The sequence below is a fragment of the Devosia epidermidihirudinis genome (assembly GCF_000971295.1).
GTDB classification, from domain to species: Bacteria; Pseudomonadota; Alphaproteobacteria; order Rhizobiales; family Devosiaceae; genus Devosia; species Devosia epidermidihirudinis.
On the sequence record NZ_LANJ01000019.1, the window covers coordinates 266,853 to 284,058 of the forward strand.

Annotated in this window: 12 protein-coding genes; 3 read left to right on the forward strand and 9 right to left on the reverse strand. The window is 61.5% G+C overall.

The window, feature by feature from the left end:
• Nucleotides 1-59: 59 nt before the first annotated feature.
• From WH87_RS13015 to WH87_RS13035, 5 genes are all read right to left on the reverse strand, one after another.
• A complete protein-coding gene (locus WH87_RS13015) occupies nucleotides 60-845 on the reverse strand; it encodes an SDR family NAD(P)-dependent oxidoreductase (RefSeq protein ID WP_046137368.1) in 786 nt (261 codons plus the stop codon).
• Nucleotides 846-980: 135 nt separating this feature from the next.
• Entirely contained in the window at nucleotides 981-2,027 is a 1,047-nt protein-coding gene (locus WH87_RS13020; protein ID WP_046137367.1) for an NAD(P)-dependent alcohol dehydrogenase, read from the reverse strand.
• 290 nt (nucleotides 2,028-2,317) lie between these two features.
• A complete protein-coding gene (locus WH87_RS13025; protein ID WP_046137366.1) occupies nucleotides 2,318-3,148 on the reverse strand; it encodes an ATP-binding cassette domain-containing protein in 831 nt (276 codons plus the stop codon).
• On the reverse strand, nucleotides 3,145-4,221 hold the full coding sequence (locus tag WH87_RS13030; RefSeq protein WP_052726157.1) for an ABC transporter permease: 1,077 nt from the start codon (nucleotides 4,219-4,221) through the stop codon (nucleotides 3,145-3,147). The genes WH87_RS13025 and WH87_RS13030 overlap by 4 nt, the downstream gene beginning before the upstream one ends.
• Nucleotides 4,222-4,327: 106 nt before the next feature.
• Nucleotides 4,328-5,356, reverse strand: a complete 1,029-nt coding sequence (locus WH87_RS13035) for a sugar ABC transporter substrate-binding protein (RefSeq protein WP_046137365.1) — start codon at nucleotides 5,354-5,356, stop codon at nucleotides 4,328-4,330.
• Nucleotides 5,357-5,659: 303 nt separating this feature from the next.
• Here WH87_RS13035 and WH87_RS13040 point away from each other — a divergent pair, with 303 nt between their 5' ends.
• From WH87_RS13040 to ade, 3 genes are all read left to right on the forward strand, one after another.
• Complete coding sequence (locus WH87_RS13040) at nucleotides 5,660-6,877, forward strand: ROK family transcriptional regulator (RefSeq protein ID WP_046137364.1); 1,218 nt, start codon at nucleotides 5,660-5,662, stop codon at nucleotides 6,875-6,877.
• A gap of 83 nt (nucleotides 6,878-6,960) precedes the next feature.
• A complete protein-coding gene (locus WH87_RS13045; protein WP_046137363.1) occupies nucleotides 6,961-9,183 on the forward strand; it encodes a putative bifunctional diguanylate cyclase/phosphodiesterase in 2,223 nt (740 codons plus the stop codon).
• Between the two features lie 82 nt (nucleotides 9,184-9,265).
• Nucleotides 9,266-10,999, forward strand: coding sequence for an adenine deaminase (gene ade, locus WH87_RS13050; RefSeq protein ID WP_046137362.1), 1,734 nt, complete (start codon nucleotides 9,266-9,268; stop codon nucleotides 10,997-10,999).
• A gap of 152 nt (nucleotides 11,000-11,151) precedes the next feature.
• Here the strand turns inward: ade and WH87_RS13055 are convergent, their stop codons facing one another.
• The 4 genes from WH87_RS13055 to WH87_RS13070 all read right to left on the reverse strand — a co-directional run bounded on the left by WH87_RS13055 (nucleotide 11,152) and on the right by WH87_RS13070 (nucleotide 17,169).
• On the reverse strand, nucleotides 11,152-13,329 hold the full coding sequence (locus WH87_RS13055; RefSeq protein ID WP_046137361.1) for a malate synthase G: 2,178 nt from the start codon (nucleotides 13,327-13,329) through the stop codon (nucleotides 11,152-11,154).
• Between the two features lie 79 nt (nucleotides 13,330-13,408).
• The gene (gene guaD, locus WH87_RS13060; protein ID WP_046137360.1) at nucleotides 13,409-14,704 is read right to left on the reverse strand and encodes a guanine deaminase; all 1,296 of its coding nucleotides are present in this window, start codon (nucleotides 14,702-14,704) and stop codon (nucleotides 13,409-13,411) included.
• Entirely contained in the window at nucleotides 14,701-15,927 is a 1,227-nt protein-coding gene (locus tag WH87_RS13065; RefSeq protein WP_046137359.1) for a urate hydroxylase PuuD, read from the reverse strand. Before WH87_RS13065 ends, guaD begins: the two co-directional genes overlap by 4 nt.
• 156 nt (nucleotides 15,928-16,083) lie before the next feature.
• Nucleotides 16,084-17,169, reverse strand: a complete 1,086-nt coding sequence (locus WH87_RS13070; RefSeq protein ID WP_046137358.1) for a BMP family ABC transporter substrate-binding protein — start codon at nucleotides 17,167-17,169, stop codon at nucleotides 16,084-16,086.
• Nucleotides 17,170-17,206 lie beyond the last annotated feature (37 nt).

Below are 17,206 nucleotides of genomic sequence, written 5' to 3' on the forward strand. Positions count from 1 at the left end.
ATTGAAACGCTGTCTTAGAACCCCGTTCCCCGCGCTTGGTTCCCGCCACTCCCAGAGCATCAAACCGTCTTGAGCCACCCGCCATCGACGAAATAGGTCGAGCCGGTCGAATAGCTCGCCTTGTCCGAACACATGAAGACAAAGAAGTTGGCCAGCTCTGCGGGCGTCGCAAACCGCTTCATGCCGCCAGCCTCGTCGGCAACACCCTGAAGATGTGCCTGCCAGCCGTCTTCGCCAGCAATCTGCTTGGCGGTTTTGATCCAGTCCGGCGTCAGCACCAGCCCCGGATTGACCGTGTTGACGCGGATATTGCTGCCCACCACTTCATTGGCCAGCGTCTTGGAAAACATCATCAAGGCGGCCTTGGTGGTGTTGTAGATCGGCTCATACCACAGCGGCTGCACCGCGCAGATCGACGCATTGTGCAGGATCACCCCACCGCCGCGAATGGTCATGCCGGGCACCAGTCCGCGCGCCAGCCGCACGGCGGCCATCACATGCAGATCCCAGTAATACTGCCACTTGGCATCATCGGCTTCGGCAATGGTTTCGTTCGAGCCGGTACCCGCATTGTTGATCAAGATATCGGCACCACCAAAGGCCCGGGCCACGCCCTTGATCACGGCATCGCATCCCTCGGCTGTCGCCACGTCGGCAGCAATTGCCGTCGCGATGACCCCGAACTTGTCGGCGACCCGCGCCGCCTCGTCGTCGCCGCGCTCCTTGTTGCGCCCAACCAGCACCAGATTGGCGCCCTCCTCCGCCAGTCCCTCAGCCACCGCCAGCCCAATCCCCACCGTGCCGCCGGTGATGACAGCAACCTTGTCACGCAAGTTCAAATCCATGTCGTTCCTCCCTTGGGACCCGCCACGACCTCGTCCTTCGACAAGCTCAGGATGAGGTCTGCTGCCTAGTCACCGTCTTCCCGAAGACCTCATGGTGAGCCTGTCGAACCACGAGATCTGGCCCGATATTCCCGCTTACTGCGCCACGCGGATTTGCAGTTTCACATCGCTTGGCCGTGCCTCGACGGCCCGGTCAAAGGCCGCAATGGAATCCTCGAACGCAAAGGTCTCGGAAATCAGCGGCTTCAAATCCACCTTGCCCGACGCGAACAGCGCAATGGCCCGGTCATATTGGTGCGCATAGCGGAACACGTTCTCGATGCGCAGCTCTTTGGTCGACGCCCCGGCAATGTCCACCGCCACCGGCTCCACCGGCAGGCCGACCACCACAATGGTGCCGCCCGGACGCGGCAGGTCCATAATGGTCTTCCAGGCATGGGGCGAGCCCGAGCACTCGAACACCACATCCGCACCCCAACCGTCGGTCAGTCGCGCCACTTCCTCGACAATGTTCTTTTCCCGGATGTTGACGGGAATGACGCCCTGATACTGCGCGGCGATGTCGAGCTTGGGCTGCGCCAGATCGGCCACGATCACCCGCGCACAACCACCGGCCAGCGCCGCAATCGCCACCATGGTGCCGATCGGCCCCGCACCCAGCACCACCGCCGTATCGCCCGGCTTGATCGACGCCTTGTAGGCCGCCTGCATACCAACGGCGAACGGCTCGACCATCGCGCCTTCGGCAAAACTCACATTGTCGGGCAGCTTGAAGGTGTAATTGGCCGGATGCACCACTTCGGGCGTCAGCACGCCATGGATCGGCGGCGTCGCCCAGAAACGCACTGCCGGATCGACATTGTACATTCCGAGGCGGCTGGCGCGTGAATTGGGATCGGGGATGCCCGGCTCCATACAGACGCGGTCACCGACCTTGAGATGGGTCACGCCCTCGCCAATCTCGGTCACAGTGCCAGCGGCCTCGTGGCCCAGCACCATAGGCGCGTTGACTACGAAGGGGCCGATCTTGCCATGGGTGTAGTAATGCACGTCCGACCCGCAGACCCCGACCGTGTGGATGGCAATCTTGACCTCGCCCGGCCCCACCTCCAGCGGCATCTCGATATCACGCAAAGCCAGTTCGTGCTGGCGTTCAAGAACAAGGGCGCGGACTTTGGTCATTCGGGCAATTCCTGAGCATAAGAGTAGCGGGCAGAGCAATCGCCCAGCACCAACCATCTAACCCCCGGCGCCAATTCCGCGAAAGCCGAAATCGTTGCCACTCGGCAGGAAGTGATGCGCGGCGCGAGGCTTTGATTGCTGTCCCCAATCTCCCACCTCCACCACGCTGCCCTCGGACTTGATCCGAGGGCCACTCACAACACGGCACGAGCGGCCAGAGGCCTCGGATCAAGTCCGAGGGCAGCGCGGTGTGAGTTGCAGTATGAGACCTCAAACGGATCCCAAAATACCTACTGCGCCGCCTCCACCTGTCCCGGAGGCGCAAGGGCTCCCGTCATGATCGCCACCGCATCGGACATAGAATAGTCCTGCGGCCGGATCACGGCGATGCGCTTGCCTAGCCGGTGAATGTGAATGCGGTCAGCCACTTCAAACACATGCGGCATGTTGTGGCTGATCAGAACGATCGGCAGGCCGCGCCGCTTCACGTCCAGCATCAGCTCCAGCACGCGGCGGCTTTCCTTGACGCCTAGGGCTGCGGTCGGTTCGTCCATGATGACGACTTTGGAGCCAAACGCCGCCGCCCGCGCCACTGCCACGCCCTGCCGCTGCCCACCCGAAAGGGTTTCCACCGACTGGTTGATGTTCTGGATGGTCAGCAGACCCAGCTCGCTCAGCTTTTCACGGGCCAGCCGGTTCATCGTCGACCGATCGAGCAGCCGGAATATGTTCCCGAGCGGGCCCGACTTGCGCATCTCGCGGCCGAGAAACATGTTGTCGGCAATCGACAGCGCCGGTGACAAAGCCAGGTTCTGATACACCGTTTCAATGCCCGCCAGTCGCGCTTCCATCGGCGATTTGAAATGCACTGGCGAACCATCGAGCTTGATCACCCCCGCATCGGGGATCATCGCGCCACACAGCGCCTTGATCAGGCTGGTTTTTCCCGCCCCATTGTCCCCGATCACCGCCAGGATTTCCCCCGGCATTAGGTCAAAGTCGGCATTGTCCAGCGCCACCACCTTGCCATAGCGCTTCTGCAACCCGGTTGCCGACAGGATCGGCTGAGGACCGGCAATCGGCGTGGCCGTGAGGCCCGCAATTGTTTGATCAAGGGTCATGCGGAAATCTTTCTGATCCACTGGTCGGTGGTGACCGCGATGATGATGAGCGCGCCAACGGCAAATTCCTGCCACAGCACATCGACACCAGCGAGTGCGAGCCCGTTGCGGAACATGCCCACGATGAGCGCACCAAGCAGCGTGCCGACGATCGAGCCACGCCCACCAAACAGCGAGGTGCCGCCGATCACCACGGCCGTGATGGAATCGAGGTTTGCCGTCTGGCTGCCGAGCGGAGACACCGCGCCAACCCGCCCGATCAGCACCCAACTGGCCAAGGCACAGATGAACCCGGCGAGCGTGTAAACGCCGATCAGCGTCCAGGTGGTGTTGATACCCGCCAGTCGCGCCGCTTCCGGATCATCGCCCGTCGCGTAGATATGCCGCCCAAAAGCCGTGCGGTTGAGAATGTACCAGAGCGACACCGCAATCAGGATCATCACCATCGAGCCGATGGTCAGGATCGCCCCGCCGCCTAGCGCCACGCGCGCGCCCATCCATTGCAGCATCGGCGCAATCGCCGCGATGTCCTGGCTCCGGATGGTCTCCGATTGCGAGATGAAGATCACCATGGCGCCATAGATGGACCATGTGCCCAGCGTCACGATAAACGGCGGCAACTTCACCAGCGCCACCAGCAGGCCATTGATCAATCCGCACAGGATGCCGGTGCAGATGCCCAATACGAAGCTGATTTCAACAGGCACACCCGCCACAACCGACAGCCGCCCCATCACGATGGAACTCAGGATCATGATCGCGCCGACGGACAGGTCGATACCCGCGGTCAGGATAATCAGCGTCTGCGCCATGCCCAGCACGCCGATGATCGTCACCTGCTGCAACACCAGCGACAGATTGAACGGCGCGAAGAACTTGGAGCCTGCTGCAATCGAGAACACCACGATGGCAACGATCAGCACGATGAACGGAATGGCCGTCGGATAGCTGTGCAGGAAAGACTGAATTCTGCGGATCGGGCCGGGCGCGTCCTCGTCAAAGCTGGCCACAGACTGGGCGGCGCCCACCAGGCCCTTTTCGGCAGTCACAGATCCGGTTGCATCATCACTCATAAGAGCCCCCTCCCAAGGGCTAAAACTGTTTCATCGGGGGCCGTTCAGCCTCGCCTGGCGACACGCGCTCAGGGAGACTGAACCGTCCTCCGACGACTGTGTCAGGTTAGCCCCAGCAGAGCTCGGCACCCTTGGCGGTGTCGATCGAGTCAACGCCCGCCACTGGCTTGTCGGTCACCAGCGCAGCGCCGGTGTCGAAGAAGTCGAGGCCCGGCGTTGCCGCTGGCTTTTCGCCCGTATCGGCAAACTTCTTGATCGCTTCCATCGCCATCGCCGCCATCTTGAGCGGGTATTGCTGGCTGGTGGCGCCGATCACGCCCGCCTTGACGTTGGCAACGCCTGGGCAACCGCCGTCGATCGAAACGATGGTCACCGAACCATCATCCTTGCCGATCGCCTTGAGCGCTTCATAGGCGCCCGCAGCGGCTGGTTCGTTGATGGTGTAGACGAGGTTGATGTCGGGGCATTTCTGCAGCAGCGTTTCCATGGCGGTACGGCCGCCATCTTCAGCGCCACCGGTCATTTCGTGCCCGCAGATGCGCGCATCGTCTTCGTCCCCATACTTGTTGGGGTCCTTCACATCGATGCCAAACCCGGCCATGAAGCCCTGGTCGCGCAGATAGTCCACCGTTGGCTGGTTCACCGCCAGATCCAGCATGGCAATCTTGGCGCTTGAGGCCTTGTCGCCCAGCGTGCCCTTGGCCCACTCGCCGATCAGCTCACCGGCCTTGCGGTTGTCGGTTGCAAAGGTCGCGTCAGCCGCATCGATGGGGTCGAGCGGGGTATCGAGCACGATGACCAGCAACCCGGCGTCGCGCGCCTGCTTGATGGTCGGCACGATGGCGGCGGAATCCGATGGCACGATGGCAAAGCCCTTCGCACCCGCCGAAATCAGATTTTCGATGGCCGCAATCTGGCTGTCATTGTCGCCGTCGAACTTGCCGGCAAAAGTGCGCAACTCGATGCCGAGTTCGGTTGCCTTGGCCTGCGCGCCTTCGCGCATCTTGACGAAGAAGGGGTTGCCTTCCGTCTTGGTAATGAGGCCCACAACAGCCTCTTGAGCGTAAGCGGCACTGCCGCACATCAAACCGAGCATCACGGCGCCAGCGGCCGCGACCTTCAAAAACTTAGCCATTAATGTCTCCTCCCAGGAACTTTTGCTTGGCATCCTGCGCCGTCCCGGCAGCGCGTTCGGACGTGCCATTCGATCGCGCCGGGTACTCCTCCGTGGCTGGATCGACCCCTTTAAAAGAGGCGAACTTTGTGGCCCTGTCAATTAGTTTATCCAATTGATTTATTAATTGACAGCGCCATCGTATGGAGCGACCGTCCTGACGCTGAAATGCACAAGTTGATGAAAACGATTGCAATTTTGTCGGGGATGCAGCCTATGACTGCAGCAACAAAGACTTACGGACGTTAATAGGGGGCGTCGCGAATGGTCAGAAAGAGCAGCGCACACACTGGCCTTGACGCCTTGAGCCGCGGCACCAATCAGGCTGGGGTGCGCCTTTACAATGAACGTTTGGTTCTCTCCCTGATCCGCCGCCATGGCAGTCTACCCAAGGCCGAGATTGCACGCCGCACTGGCCTCTCCCCCCAGACTATCTCCACCATCGCCAATGCCCTTGAGGATGACGGGCTGTTGCTTCGCCTTCAGCCGTTACGCGGCAAGGTCGGGCAACCGCTTGTGCCCTACGCCATCAATCCGGGCGGCGCGTTCTTCCTGGGCATCAAAATCGGCCGCCGCAGCTCGGACGTGGTGCTGATGAATTTCGTCGGCACTGTTCTGGGCCGCATTCACGAGCCCCATCCCTACCCCACGCCCGACACCATTCTCGCGCTGGCACAGCGCGGCATTGATGAGCTGGCCGGCGCGCTCAGCGCAGAAGATCGTGCCCGCATTGCCGGCTTTGGTGTCGCGTCGCCTTTCGAGCTGTGGAACTGGAAGACCCAGTTTGCCGCGCCGCCGGAAGTGCTTGAGGCTTGGCGCGTCACTGACATCCGCAAGTCCATCGCCGATCTCTGCCAGTGGCCGGTCTATTTCCACAATGATGGCACCGCCGCCTGCGCCGCCGAGCTGGTGCTTGGCACTGCCGAACACGGCGAAGACTTCCTCTATGTGTTCCTCGGCTCGTTCATCGGTGGCGGCGTCGTGCTCAATGGCCACCTGTTCCCCGGGCGCACCGGTTATGGCGGCGCCATTGGCCCCCTGCCCGTGCCCACGGCAGATGGCGGATATCAGCAAATCCTGCGGAGTGCGTCGATCTACGTGCTGGCCGAGCGGCTCGTTGCCGCAGGCACAGACCCGAGCGTGCTGTGGAACGACCCCAGCGACTGGGGCGATCTGGGCGAACCGCTCGATCTCTGGATCGAAGAAGCCGCCCGAAGCCTCGCAGTGGCAATCCTCAGCGCGGTCTCCATCATCGACTTCCGCACCATTGTCATCGACGGCGCTTTCCCGCCCAATGTGCGGCAGCGCCTGGTTGAAGCGTCTCGCCAATCGGTCACGACCTTCGACCTCCAAGGCCTGCCGCCCTTCTCCATTGATGAGGGCACCATGGGCTTTGCCGCCCGCGAGGTTGGCGGCGCCTGCCTGCCGCTTTTGGCGAACTTTACCCAGGATCGCGAAGTGCTGTTCAAGGAGAGCAGCTAGCCCTTTGTCAGACAGCTGACCTCTTGGTAACCTGTCGGAAATCTCGCCTGCTATAGTCTGCTGCCTGAGGGGCACGATTATATATGCAGACTAGCAGTTCGACACACGAACGGTGGCCGTTCTCTGCCGCTATCTTACTCCCGGTAGTGCTGGCTCTCACCATCACCGCCGCGGCTGTACTCGGCTATATCATGTGGTCCACCTCAACCATCGATGAGCGTGCGCTCCAGCGTCAACGCGTCATGCTGACCGAAGTTCTCAAGACCAAACAGGCTCGCGCCCGTCTGGATATCGAGAATGTCGCAATCTGGGACGAAGCCGTCCTCAACACCAAAATCTCCTTCAATTTCAATTGGGTCGACTCAACGCTGGGCCGCTGGCTGCATGACGTGTTCGGGCAATCCGCCACGGTCCTGCTCGACGCCTCCAACACGCCGCTCTATGTGATGCGCGAAGGGGTCAACGCCCCTGCGGCCAGTTTCACCAGCATGGCAAATGCCATCGTCCCCTTGGCCAATCGCATCCGTCTGCGTAATGCCGGACAGACCGGGATGTATGGAGAAGACCGCCCCCGCGGGATCAGCGACATCAGCGTTGTCGACGGCGTTCCCTCCATCGTCAGCGTCATGTCCATCATCTCGAGCTCTGGCGCCTACCCCCAGACCGCCGGCAGTGAGTTTGTCATTGCCGCAGCCATCAGCCTCGATGAGGCGTTGGCCGATGAACTGTCACGCGACTACTTGTTCGAGAACGGTCGCTTCACACTGATCCCATCCAATCTGCCGGAGCGCGCAACCTTTTCCGTGCGCGACAATGCCGGGCACTTCGTCGCCTATTTCGAGTGGGAGCACGATCAGCCCGGCACGCTCATGCTGCGCCAGACGGCTCCGGCCATGCTGGTCGCCTTTCTGATGGCGGCGATACTGGTGGCACTCCTGCTCATCCAGCTAAAGCGGTCCTCCGCTGCCATTGACTCAGCCCGTCGCCACGCGGAGCATCAAGCCGCCCATGATCAGCTCACCGGTCTGCCCAATCGCTCCAGTTTTGACAGGCACCTGCAGCAGGCGCTGCTGAACCGCCAGGCGGGCGGCGCGCAGATTTCGCTGATGATGCTTGATCTTGATCGCTTCAAGCACGTCAACGACACGTTGGGGCACCAGGCCGGCGATGCCCTGATCAACGAGGTTGGCCAGCGCATCCGCATGGTGGTGGGGCCTCACGTGATGATCGCTCGCCTTGGCGGCGACGAGTTCGGTATTCTCACCTCTCCACGCGGTCCGTCCATCGATGTGCCGGCCCTCTCCGCCAACATCATCGAGGCGATCCGCCGCCCCTTTGAAATCAACAAGTTCCACGCCCATGTCGGCGCGAGCATCGGCATCGCCACAACGCGCAGCGATGGCACCGACCCACGCGAGCTGGTCCGCAAAGCCGACATTGCGCTCTATGAAGCCAAGGCCGCAGGCCGCAATCGCGCTGTGCAGTTCGAAGAACAGATGCATGAGCTGCTGCAGCTGCAACACACCATCGAAGGCGAACTGCGCGAAGCGCTCCGCCGCCATGATCAGTTGAGCGTCGTGTTCCAGCCGCTGATCGATCAAAAGAGCCGCAAGGTCATTGGCGCTGAAGCGCTGGTCCGCTGGAACCACCCCAAGTTCGGATACATCTCCCCCACCCGCTTCATTCCGATCGCCGAGAGCACCGGCATGATCGAGGCACTTGGCGAGTTCGTGCTGCTGCGTGCCTGCGAGCTTGGCGCCACCGCTCCCGGTCGCACCATCGCGGTCAACATCTCGCCGACACAGCTGCGCAATCCCAATTTTTCCAGCACGGTTTTTGACGTCCTGCACCAGACCGGCATGCGCCCGACCGATCTTGAACTGGAAATCACCGAGTCGATCCTGCTCGACGACGAACACATTTCCTCACAGAACCTGCGCACCTTCCGTGACGCAGGCATCCACATCGCATTGGATGATTTCGGCACGGGTTATTCCTCGCTGAGCTATCTCAAGCGCTACCCGGTCGACCGCATCAAGATTGACCGTTCCTTTGTCAGCCAGCTGGCCGAGGGGCACGTTTCGGTCGCCATCACCCAGGCAATCGTCACCCTCGCCCATGCCATGGATATCCAGGTGACGGCAGAAGGCGTCGAAACCGAAAAACAGGCGGAAATTCTGGGAGCCATGGGCTGCAATACGCTGCAGGGCTATCTCTTCTCGCCCGGCACCTCGCCTGCGCACATCATCGAGATTTTCTCCGAGGCCGCCAACAAGCCCCAGCGTCGCCACTCAGTCGTCAGCTGACCGAGGCACAAAGCCGTCAAGCTGTTGCAGTTGCACATCGATCCGCCCTTGACGGCGCGTCGACTTCAGCCGACCTTCAGCCATGAATAAGCACCACGACGCATCCGCCCCCACTGCAGAAACCCTCACCCGCATGATCATGGCCGGACAGGGCAAGGTTCCTGCCGACATCGTCATCCGTGACGTGCAATTGCTCGACGTCATCACCGGCGCCATCACCCGCACCGATATCGCCATTATCGGTGATCGCATTGTCGGTACCCACGCCAGCTACGAGGGCAAAACGGTCATCGACGGCAAGGGCCGTTTCGCTGTTCCGGGCTTCATCGACACCCATCTGCACATCGAATCCTCCTTGGTCACGCCGTTCGAGTTCGACCGTTGCGTCCTGCCCCATGGCGTCACCACCGTCATTTGCGATCCCCATGAGATCGCCAACGTGCTCGGTGCCGAAGGCATTCGCTACTTCCTCGATTGCGCCGAACAGACCGTGATGGATGTCCGCATCAATCTGTCCTCCTGCGTGCCGGCGACTGCATTCGAGACCTCCGGCGCCTCGCTCGAAATCGAGGACCTCGAACCCTTCCGCAGCCACAACAAGGTCATCGGCCTTGCCGAGATGATGAACTTCCCCGGCGTGCTAAATGCCGACCCGGGAATTATCGCCAAGCTCGTCGCTTTCCAGGGCGGCCATATCGATGGCCACGCCCCGCTGCTGCTCGGCACGGCCCTCAACGGCTATCTCGCCGCCCGCATTCGCACCGACCACGAAGCCACATCAGCTGCTGAAGCGCGCGAAAAGCTCGCCAAGGGCATGGCCGTCCTGATCCGCGAAGGCTCGGTCTCCAAGGACCTCAATGCGCTGGGTGAAATCCTCGACGAAAACACCTCAAGTTTCGTTGCCCTCTGCACCGATGATCGCAATCCGCTCGATATCGCCGAAGAAGGCCACCTCGACAGCTCCATTCGCCGCCTCATCGCCATGGGCCGTCCGCTGCATCACGTCTATCGCGCCGCCAGCCATTCCGCCGCCCGCATCTTCGGCCTCACCGATCGCGGCCTCGTCGCCCCCGGCTGGCGCGCCGATATTGCCCTGCTCGATAGCCTCGAAGACTGTCAGGTCTCGGACGTCCTCACCGGTGGTCGTCTGGTCAGCCCCGACCTCTTCGCCGCCCGCGTCCCCGTCGAGCCGGTTGGCCTCACCTCGATGAAGGCCAAGCCGGTTTCAGCCGACGATTTCATCGTGCCGCCCCGCGCCGATCAGAACCAGACACCGGTCATTGGCGTCAAACCCGGCCTCATTCTCACTTTCCGCGAAAGTGCGACGCTGGAGGTTAGCAGTGTGGGAACACTTCCGGACCTGTCTGCTGACGTTTTGAAGGTCACCGTTATCGAGCGCCACGGCCGCAACGGCAATATCGGGCGCGGCTTCGTCAAGGGGTTCGGCCTCAAGCGCGGCGCCATCGCATCATCAGTTGGCCACGACAGCCACAACATCACCGTCATCGGCGCAACCGACGAGGATATGGCCGTGGCCGTCAACCGTCTGATCGCGCTGGGCGGCGGCTTTGCGGTCTCCGACGAGGGGAGGATAACTGCCGAGCTCGCCCTGCCAATCGCAGGCCTGATGAGCCCCAAACCCTTCGAGGACGTCACCCACGACCTGCACGCCCTGCGCGACGCCGCCTACGCCCTCGGCTGCGTCCTGCCCGAGCCGTTCCTGCAAGTCGCCTTCCTCGCCCTCCCGGTCATCCCCCACCTCAAAATGACCGACCGCGGCCTGTTCGACGTCGACAAATTCGACTTCGTAAACTGAGCAAATGAGCGATCTGATCCCCTCTCCCCTGAGGGGAGAGGGTTAGGGTGAGGGGTTCAGACGTCGAACGACCACTCTGCCCCAACCGAATACTGAACCCCTCACCCGGCGCTATGCGCCGACCTCTCCCCTCAGGGGAGAGGTGATCAGGTTCATTGCATGGTTTTTTTCGCAGCTTCCCGCGCCTTCACCTTCCGGCGCGCGGCGTGCAGCAGTGGCTCGGTATAGCCGCTTGGCTGGTCGGCGCCATGCAGCGCCAGATCCAGTGCGGCCTGAAACGCCACCGACTGGAAGTTCTCGGCCATCGGCCGATAGATCGGATCACCAGCATTCTGCGCATCGACAACCGAGGCCATACGCTCGAACACCGAGGTCACCTCGTCGCGGCTCACCAGCCCATGGCGGAGCCAGTTGGCCACGGCCTGCGAGGAAATGCGGCAGGTGGCGCGGTCTTCCATCAGCCCGACATTGTTGATGTCTGGCACCTTGGAACAGCCAACGCCCTGCTGCACCCAGCGCACCACATAGCCAAGAATGCCCTGCGCGTTGTTTTCCAGCTCGCGGGTAATCTCCTCGCGGCTCAGCGAAAACGGCACTTGCACCGGCATTGAGAACAGATCATCCAGGCTCGGCACCGCCTCATTGTGGCGACGGCGCTGCGCCTCGAACACGTCGATCTCATGATAGTGCAGCGCATGCAGCGTCGCGGCAGTCGGGCTCGGCACCCAGGCGGTATTCGCACCCGCATTGGGGTGACCCGACTTGGCCGCCATCATCGCCGCCATATCGTCCGGCCGCGCCCACATGCCCTTGCCGATCTGTGCCCGACCAGCCAGGCCACAGGCCAGCCCGATCAGCACGTTGCGATCCTCATAGGAGCCAATCCAGCGCTCGGATTTGATCTCGTCCTTGCGCAGCACTGCCCCCGCTTCCATCGAGGTGTGAATCTCGTCGCCGGTACGGTCGAGGAACCCCGTATTGATGAAAAACACGCGTTCGCGCGCTTCATAGATCGCCGCCTTAAGGTTGGCGGAAGTCCGGCGCTCTTCGTCCATAATGCCGATTTTGATGGTCAGCGGCGCAAGCCCCAGCATCTTCTCGACGGAAGCGAAGATCGCGCAGGCAAACGCCACTTCCTCAGGTCCATGCATCTTCGGCTTGACGATGTAGATCGCGCCATGGGCGCTATTGCCGCCCTTGTCATGCATGGCGCAGAGCACGGTAACAGCCGCATCCATCAGGCCTTCGCCAATCGGCTTGCCATCCACCAGCACCGCATCGGTTGTCATCAGATGGCCGACATTGCGCACCAGCAGCAGTGAGCGCCCCTTGAGCACCAGCGGCAAACCGTTGACGTCCTTGAACGTCAGGTCAGGCTTGAGCGTGCGCGTGACCTGCTGCCCGCCTTTTTCAAAGGTATCCGCTAGCGTGCCGTCCATCAGGCCGAGCCAGTTGCGATAAACGCCAACCTTGTCTTCGGCATCCACCGCCGCGACAGAATCCTCGCAATCCAGGATCGTCGTCAGCGCGGCTTCCACGATGATGTCGCTGAGCCCGGCCTTGTGCACCTTGCCGGTCGCGCTGCTAGGCTCAATGACCAGGATCACATGCAGCCCATGATGCTCCAGCACCAGCTGGCCCGCATCCTGCGTCCCGCCATAGCCAACGAACGCATCGGGGTCTTTCAGCGCCGTGCGGCCAGCACCGGTATCCACCGCAAGGCTGCGAATGTCGCCATCTTTGACCACATGGTAGCCGGTCACATCGCGATGACTGCCACTGATCAGCGGGAAGGTCTCGTCTAGAAACGCAGCCGCCTTGTCGACCACCGCCTGCCCGCGCGCCGCGTTAAAGCCCTTGCCTGGTGCCAGCTCGCCGTCGCGGCTGATCACGTCGGTGCCGTAATAGGCATCGTAAAGGCTGCCCCATCGCGCGTTGGCGGCGTTCAGGGCATAGCGGGCGTTGGACACGGGCACGACCAGCTGCGGGCCGCAGAGCGTCGTAATCTCGGGATCGAGCCCATTGGTATCAATGGTGAAATCGGCGGGCTCGGGGACCACGTAGCCGATATCGCGCAGGAAGAATTCATAGCCCTGCGGGTTGTTGACCACCGGCCCATATTTGCGGTGCCAGTCATCCACCTTGCCCTGCAGGTCGTCGCGCTTGGCCAGCAGCGCAGCATTGGTGGGGGCATGTTCGGCAATCAGCGCGGCAAAGCCCGACCAGAACTGGTCGGCACTCACACTCAACCCCGCCAGCGCTTCCTTCTCGACGAAATCTACCAATAGGGGATGAACCGAAAGGCCGGACTTCGTCTGATAGGTGGTCATGCTGCTTCCTTCTTCTCCCCGCTCCACGCGAGCCGGGATTGGCGTCTGTCGGGGTGAACCTAGGCGAGACCGCCCGGTGTCACAACCCACCCAAAGTTGACTTCGCCCTTGCACCAGCAACATAGACCTCGGCGATCGACCGATCGTCACCCAGCGTCTGGAGCAGGAACAATTCTTCAGCCAGCGTCGTCACCGTCGCCATTCTCAGTGCCATGGCGGGCGTGGCAGACGCATTGATCACGATCAAATCCGCCGCATTGCCCGGCGCAATCGCGCCGATCGTTCCCTCCAGCGAAAGCGCGCGCGCATTGCCCAGCGTCGCCATGTAGAACGAATTGAACGGCGTCAGCCGCTGGCCCCGCAATTGCAGCACCTTGTAGCCCTCGTCGAGCGTCCGCAGCAGCCCGTAGTTGGTGCCGCCGCCGATATCGGTCGCAATGCCGATCCGCACGCCCGCCTGCATTAGCCGCCCGCGATCAAACAGCCCGGAGCCTAGGAACAGGTTTGAGGTCGGGCAGAACACGGCCACCGAGCCGGTCTCCGCCAAGACGCGTGTCTCCCGGTGATTGAGATGGATCGAATGCCCCAAAAGCGTCTTGGGGCCCAGGATGCCATAGTCTTCGTAGATGCCGGTATAGTCGGGCGAGTTCGGATAAAGCTCCATAGAGAAGCTGATCTCGGCGTCATTCTCGCTGAGATGCGTCTGCACGTAGCACTCGGGATGCTCGGCCACCAAAGCCTGCGCCGCCTCCATCTGGGCGGGGGTCGAGGTGATGGCGAAGCGCGGCGAGACGGCATAAAGCCCCCGTCCCCGCCCATGCCAGCGCCCGATCAGTTCCTTGGTGTCGTCGTAGCTGGATTGGGCCGTGTCGCAGAGCGCTTCGGGCGCATTGCGATCCATCATCACCTTGCCGCCAACCATCAGCATATTGCGCTTTTCGGCCTCGGCGAAATAGGCGTCCACCGAGCGCGGATGGCTCGAGCAATAGGCCACAGCCGTCGTCGTGCCATTGCGGATCAGCTCGTCATAAAACGACGACGCAATGGCGTTGGCATGCCCCTGCTGGCTGAACTTCTGCTCTTCCACGAAGGTGTAAGTGTTGAGCCATTCCAGCAACGACCCCGCATAGGACGCGATGATCTGGCTCTGCACATAGTGCAGATGCATGTCGATAAAGCCGGGCAGGATCAGATGCGGCCGGTGGTCGATGATCTCGGCATTGTCGTCAGCCACAAAATCGCCAACGGCAACGATCTTGCCGTCCTCGATGGTGACCGCGCCATCTTCGAGATACCGGTAACTCGCATGGTCATCGAGGCCCTGCGGCTCGCTGATAAAGCTCAGCACCCGGCCACGCAGAATGGTCCGGCTCATTGTCCCGAACCCTCGCGGAACCACTCGACCAAAAGAGCACGCTCCTCCTTGGTCATCTCCGTCACATTGCCGGGCGGCATGGCGTGCGTATAGCCAGCTTGCATGGCAATATCCTTGGCGTGGTTGGCGATGGCGATATCGCTATCCAAAATGACGTTCTTGGGCGGCTCGTAAATCCCGGGCCACACCGGCTCGGCCGTATGGCACATGGCGCAGCGCGTCTGCACGGCTAGGCTGGCAGCGGCAAAGTGCTCTGCACCAAGAAAGCTCTCGGCCGCACGAGACGCCACCTCCTCTCCCGCCGAGCCGACCAGCTTTGGTCCGCTCGACAGCCACGCGATGATAATGAACAGGATCGCGGCCACCGCCCAGGTCCAGTGTGGATTGCCCTTGCGGGCATGGCGCGTGTTGAAATAGTGACGGATGACCACGCCCACGAGGAAGATCAGGCTGGCAATGATCCAGTTCCACTGCGTGGCAAAGGCCAGCGGGTAGTGGCTCGACAGCATGAAGAAGATGACGGGCAGCGTCAGATAGTTGTTATGCAGGCTCCGCTGCTTGGCGATCTTGCCATATTTGGCGTCGGGCACCTTGCCGGCCTTGAGGTCGGCCACAACGATCTTCTGGTTGGGGATGATGATCATCGCCACGTTGGCCGCCATGATGGTCGCGGTAAACGCGCCCATATGCAGCATCGCCGCGCGGCCGGTGAAAAGCTGCGTATAGAGCCAGCTCATCGCCACCAGGATCGCAAACAGCACCAGCATCAGCCCGGTGGTCGAATTGCCGATCGGGGATTTGCAGAGACTGTCATACAGCACCCAGCCCAGCACGATGGAGGCCATCGACAACAGGATCGCCTGCCACTGCACCAGATCGAGCACGTTGCGATCGATCAGGTAAATGTCCGCGCCAACGTAATAAATCAGCGCCAACAGCATGAAGCCGCTCAGCCAGGTCCAATAGCTTTCCCATTTGAACCAGGTCAGGTGTTCGGGCAAAAACTCAGGCGCAACCAGGTATTTCTGGATGTGATAAAAACCGCCGCCGTGCACCTGCCATTCCTCGCCATGCGCCAAAGGCGGCAGGCTTGGCGTCTTGCGCAGGCCAAGGTCGAGCGCGATGAAGTAAAAGGACGAGCCGATCCAGGCGATGGCGGTGATGACGTGCAGCCAGCGCACGGCAAACATCAGCCATTCGTACAAAATTGCATAATCTGGCATGTCGGCGTCCCTTGAATAGGCCTCATGGTGAGCCTGTCAAACCACGAGGGCGTGCCTGCGATCCCACCACGGCCATACCCCTGAGGCGCCGTCTGCAGGCTGATCGAAAAAGAGGCGGGCAAGTGCCCACCTCTCAATTTGTGTCGTCAATGTCGCCTATGCAGGCTGTTCGACGCCTTCGACATACCAGTCCATGCTGAGCAGCTCTGCATCGGTCAGTGCGACGCCAGCAGCAACGCGCTCAACGCCGGTATTGTCCTTGATCGGGCCCATGAAAATGTTGAACGAGCCATCGATCTGGCCGGTGCGGGTCGCCTCGGCGGCAGCCACGACGTCCTCTGGCACCTTCTTGCCGTATGGCCCCATCTCGACGACGTTCTCCTTGAGACCTTCCCAAGTGTCTCCGGCAACCCAGGTACCAGCCAGCACGGCTTCTGCCGATGCCAGGTAGTGCGGACCCCAATGGTCGATGATGGCGGTCAGCTGCGTATCTGGCGCAAAGGCGCTCATGTCCGCACCCTGGCCGAAACCACCGATGATGCCGCGTTCGGCAGCAACCTGCAGGGCCGCTGGGCCGTCGGTGTGCTGGGCAATGATGTCGATGCCCTGGTCGATCATGGCGCGGGCAGCGTCAGCTTCCTTGGCCGGGTCATTCCAGGTCGAAATGTAGACCGGCTTGATCGTGAAGTCAGGGTTCACCTTACGGGCAGCGAGCACGAAGGAGTTGATGCCCATCACCACTTCAGGAATTGGGAACGAGCCGATATAGCCGGCCTTGCCAGTCTTGGACATGTGACCAGCAACAGTGCCGCAAACCACGCGGCCTTCGTAGAAGCGCGCATTGTAGAGGCCCACATTGTCGGCCTTCATATAGCCCGTGGCATGCTCGAATGCGATGTCTGGGAACTGCTGGGCGACCTTGATCACCGAGTCACCGAAGCCGAAGCTCGTTGCGAAGATCAGGTTGCAGCCCTGCTGAGCCAGCTCACGCAGAACGCGTTCGCAGTCCGGGCCTTCCGGCACGTTCTCGACGAAAATCGTCTCGACCTTGTCGCCGAGATGCTCCTCGACATAGATGCGGCCCTGGTTGTGCGCGTAGTTGTAGCCGTTGTCGTTGATCGAACCGACATAAACGAAGCCGATTTTGACCTTTTCGAGCTGGGCGAAAGCGCTGGTGCCAAGCAGCGGCAAAGCTGCGGCGGCACCACTGATCTTCACGAAGGTGCGGCGAGTAAGTGTCATCTGTTTCTCCTGAATGACTTACATTCGATTGAGAGGA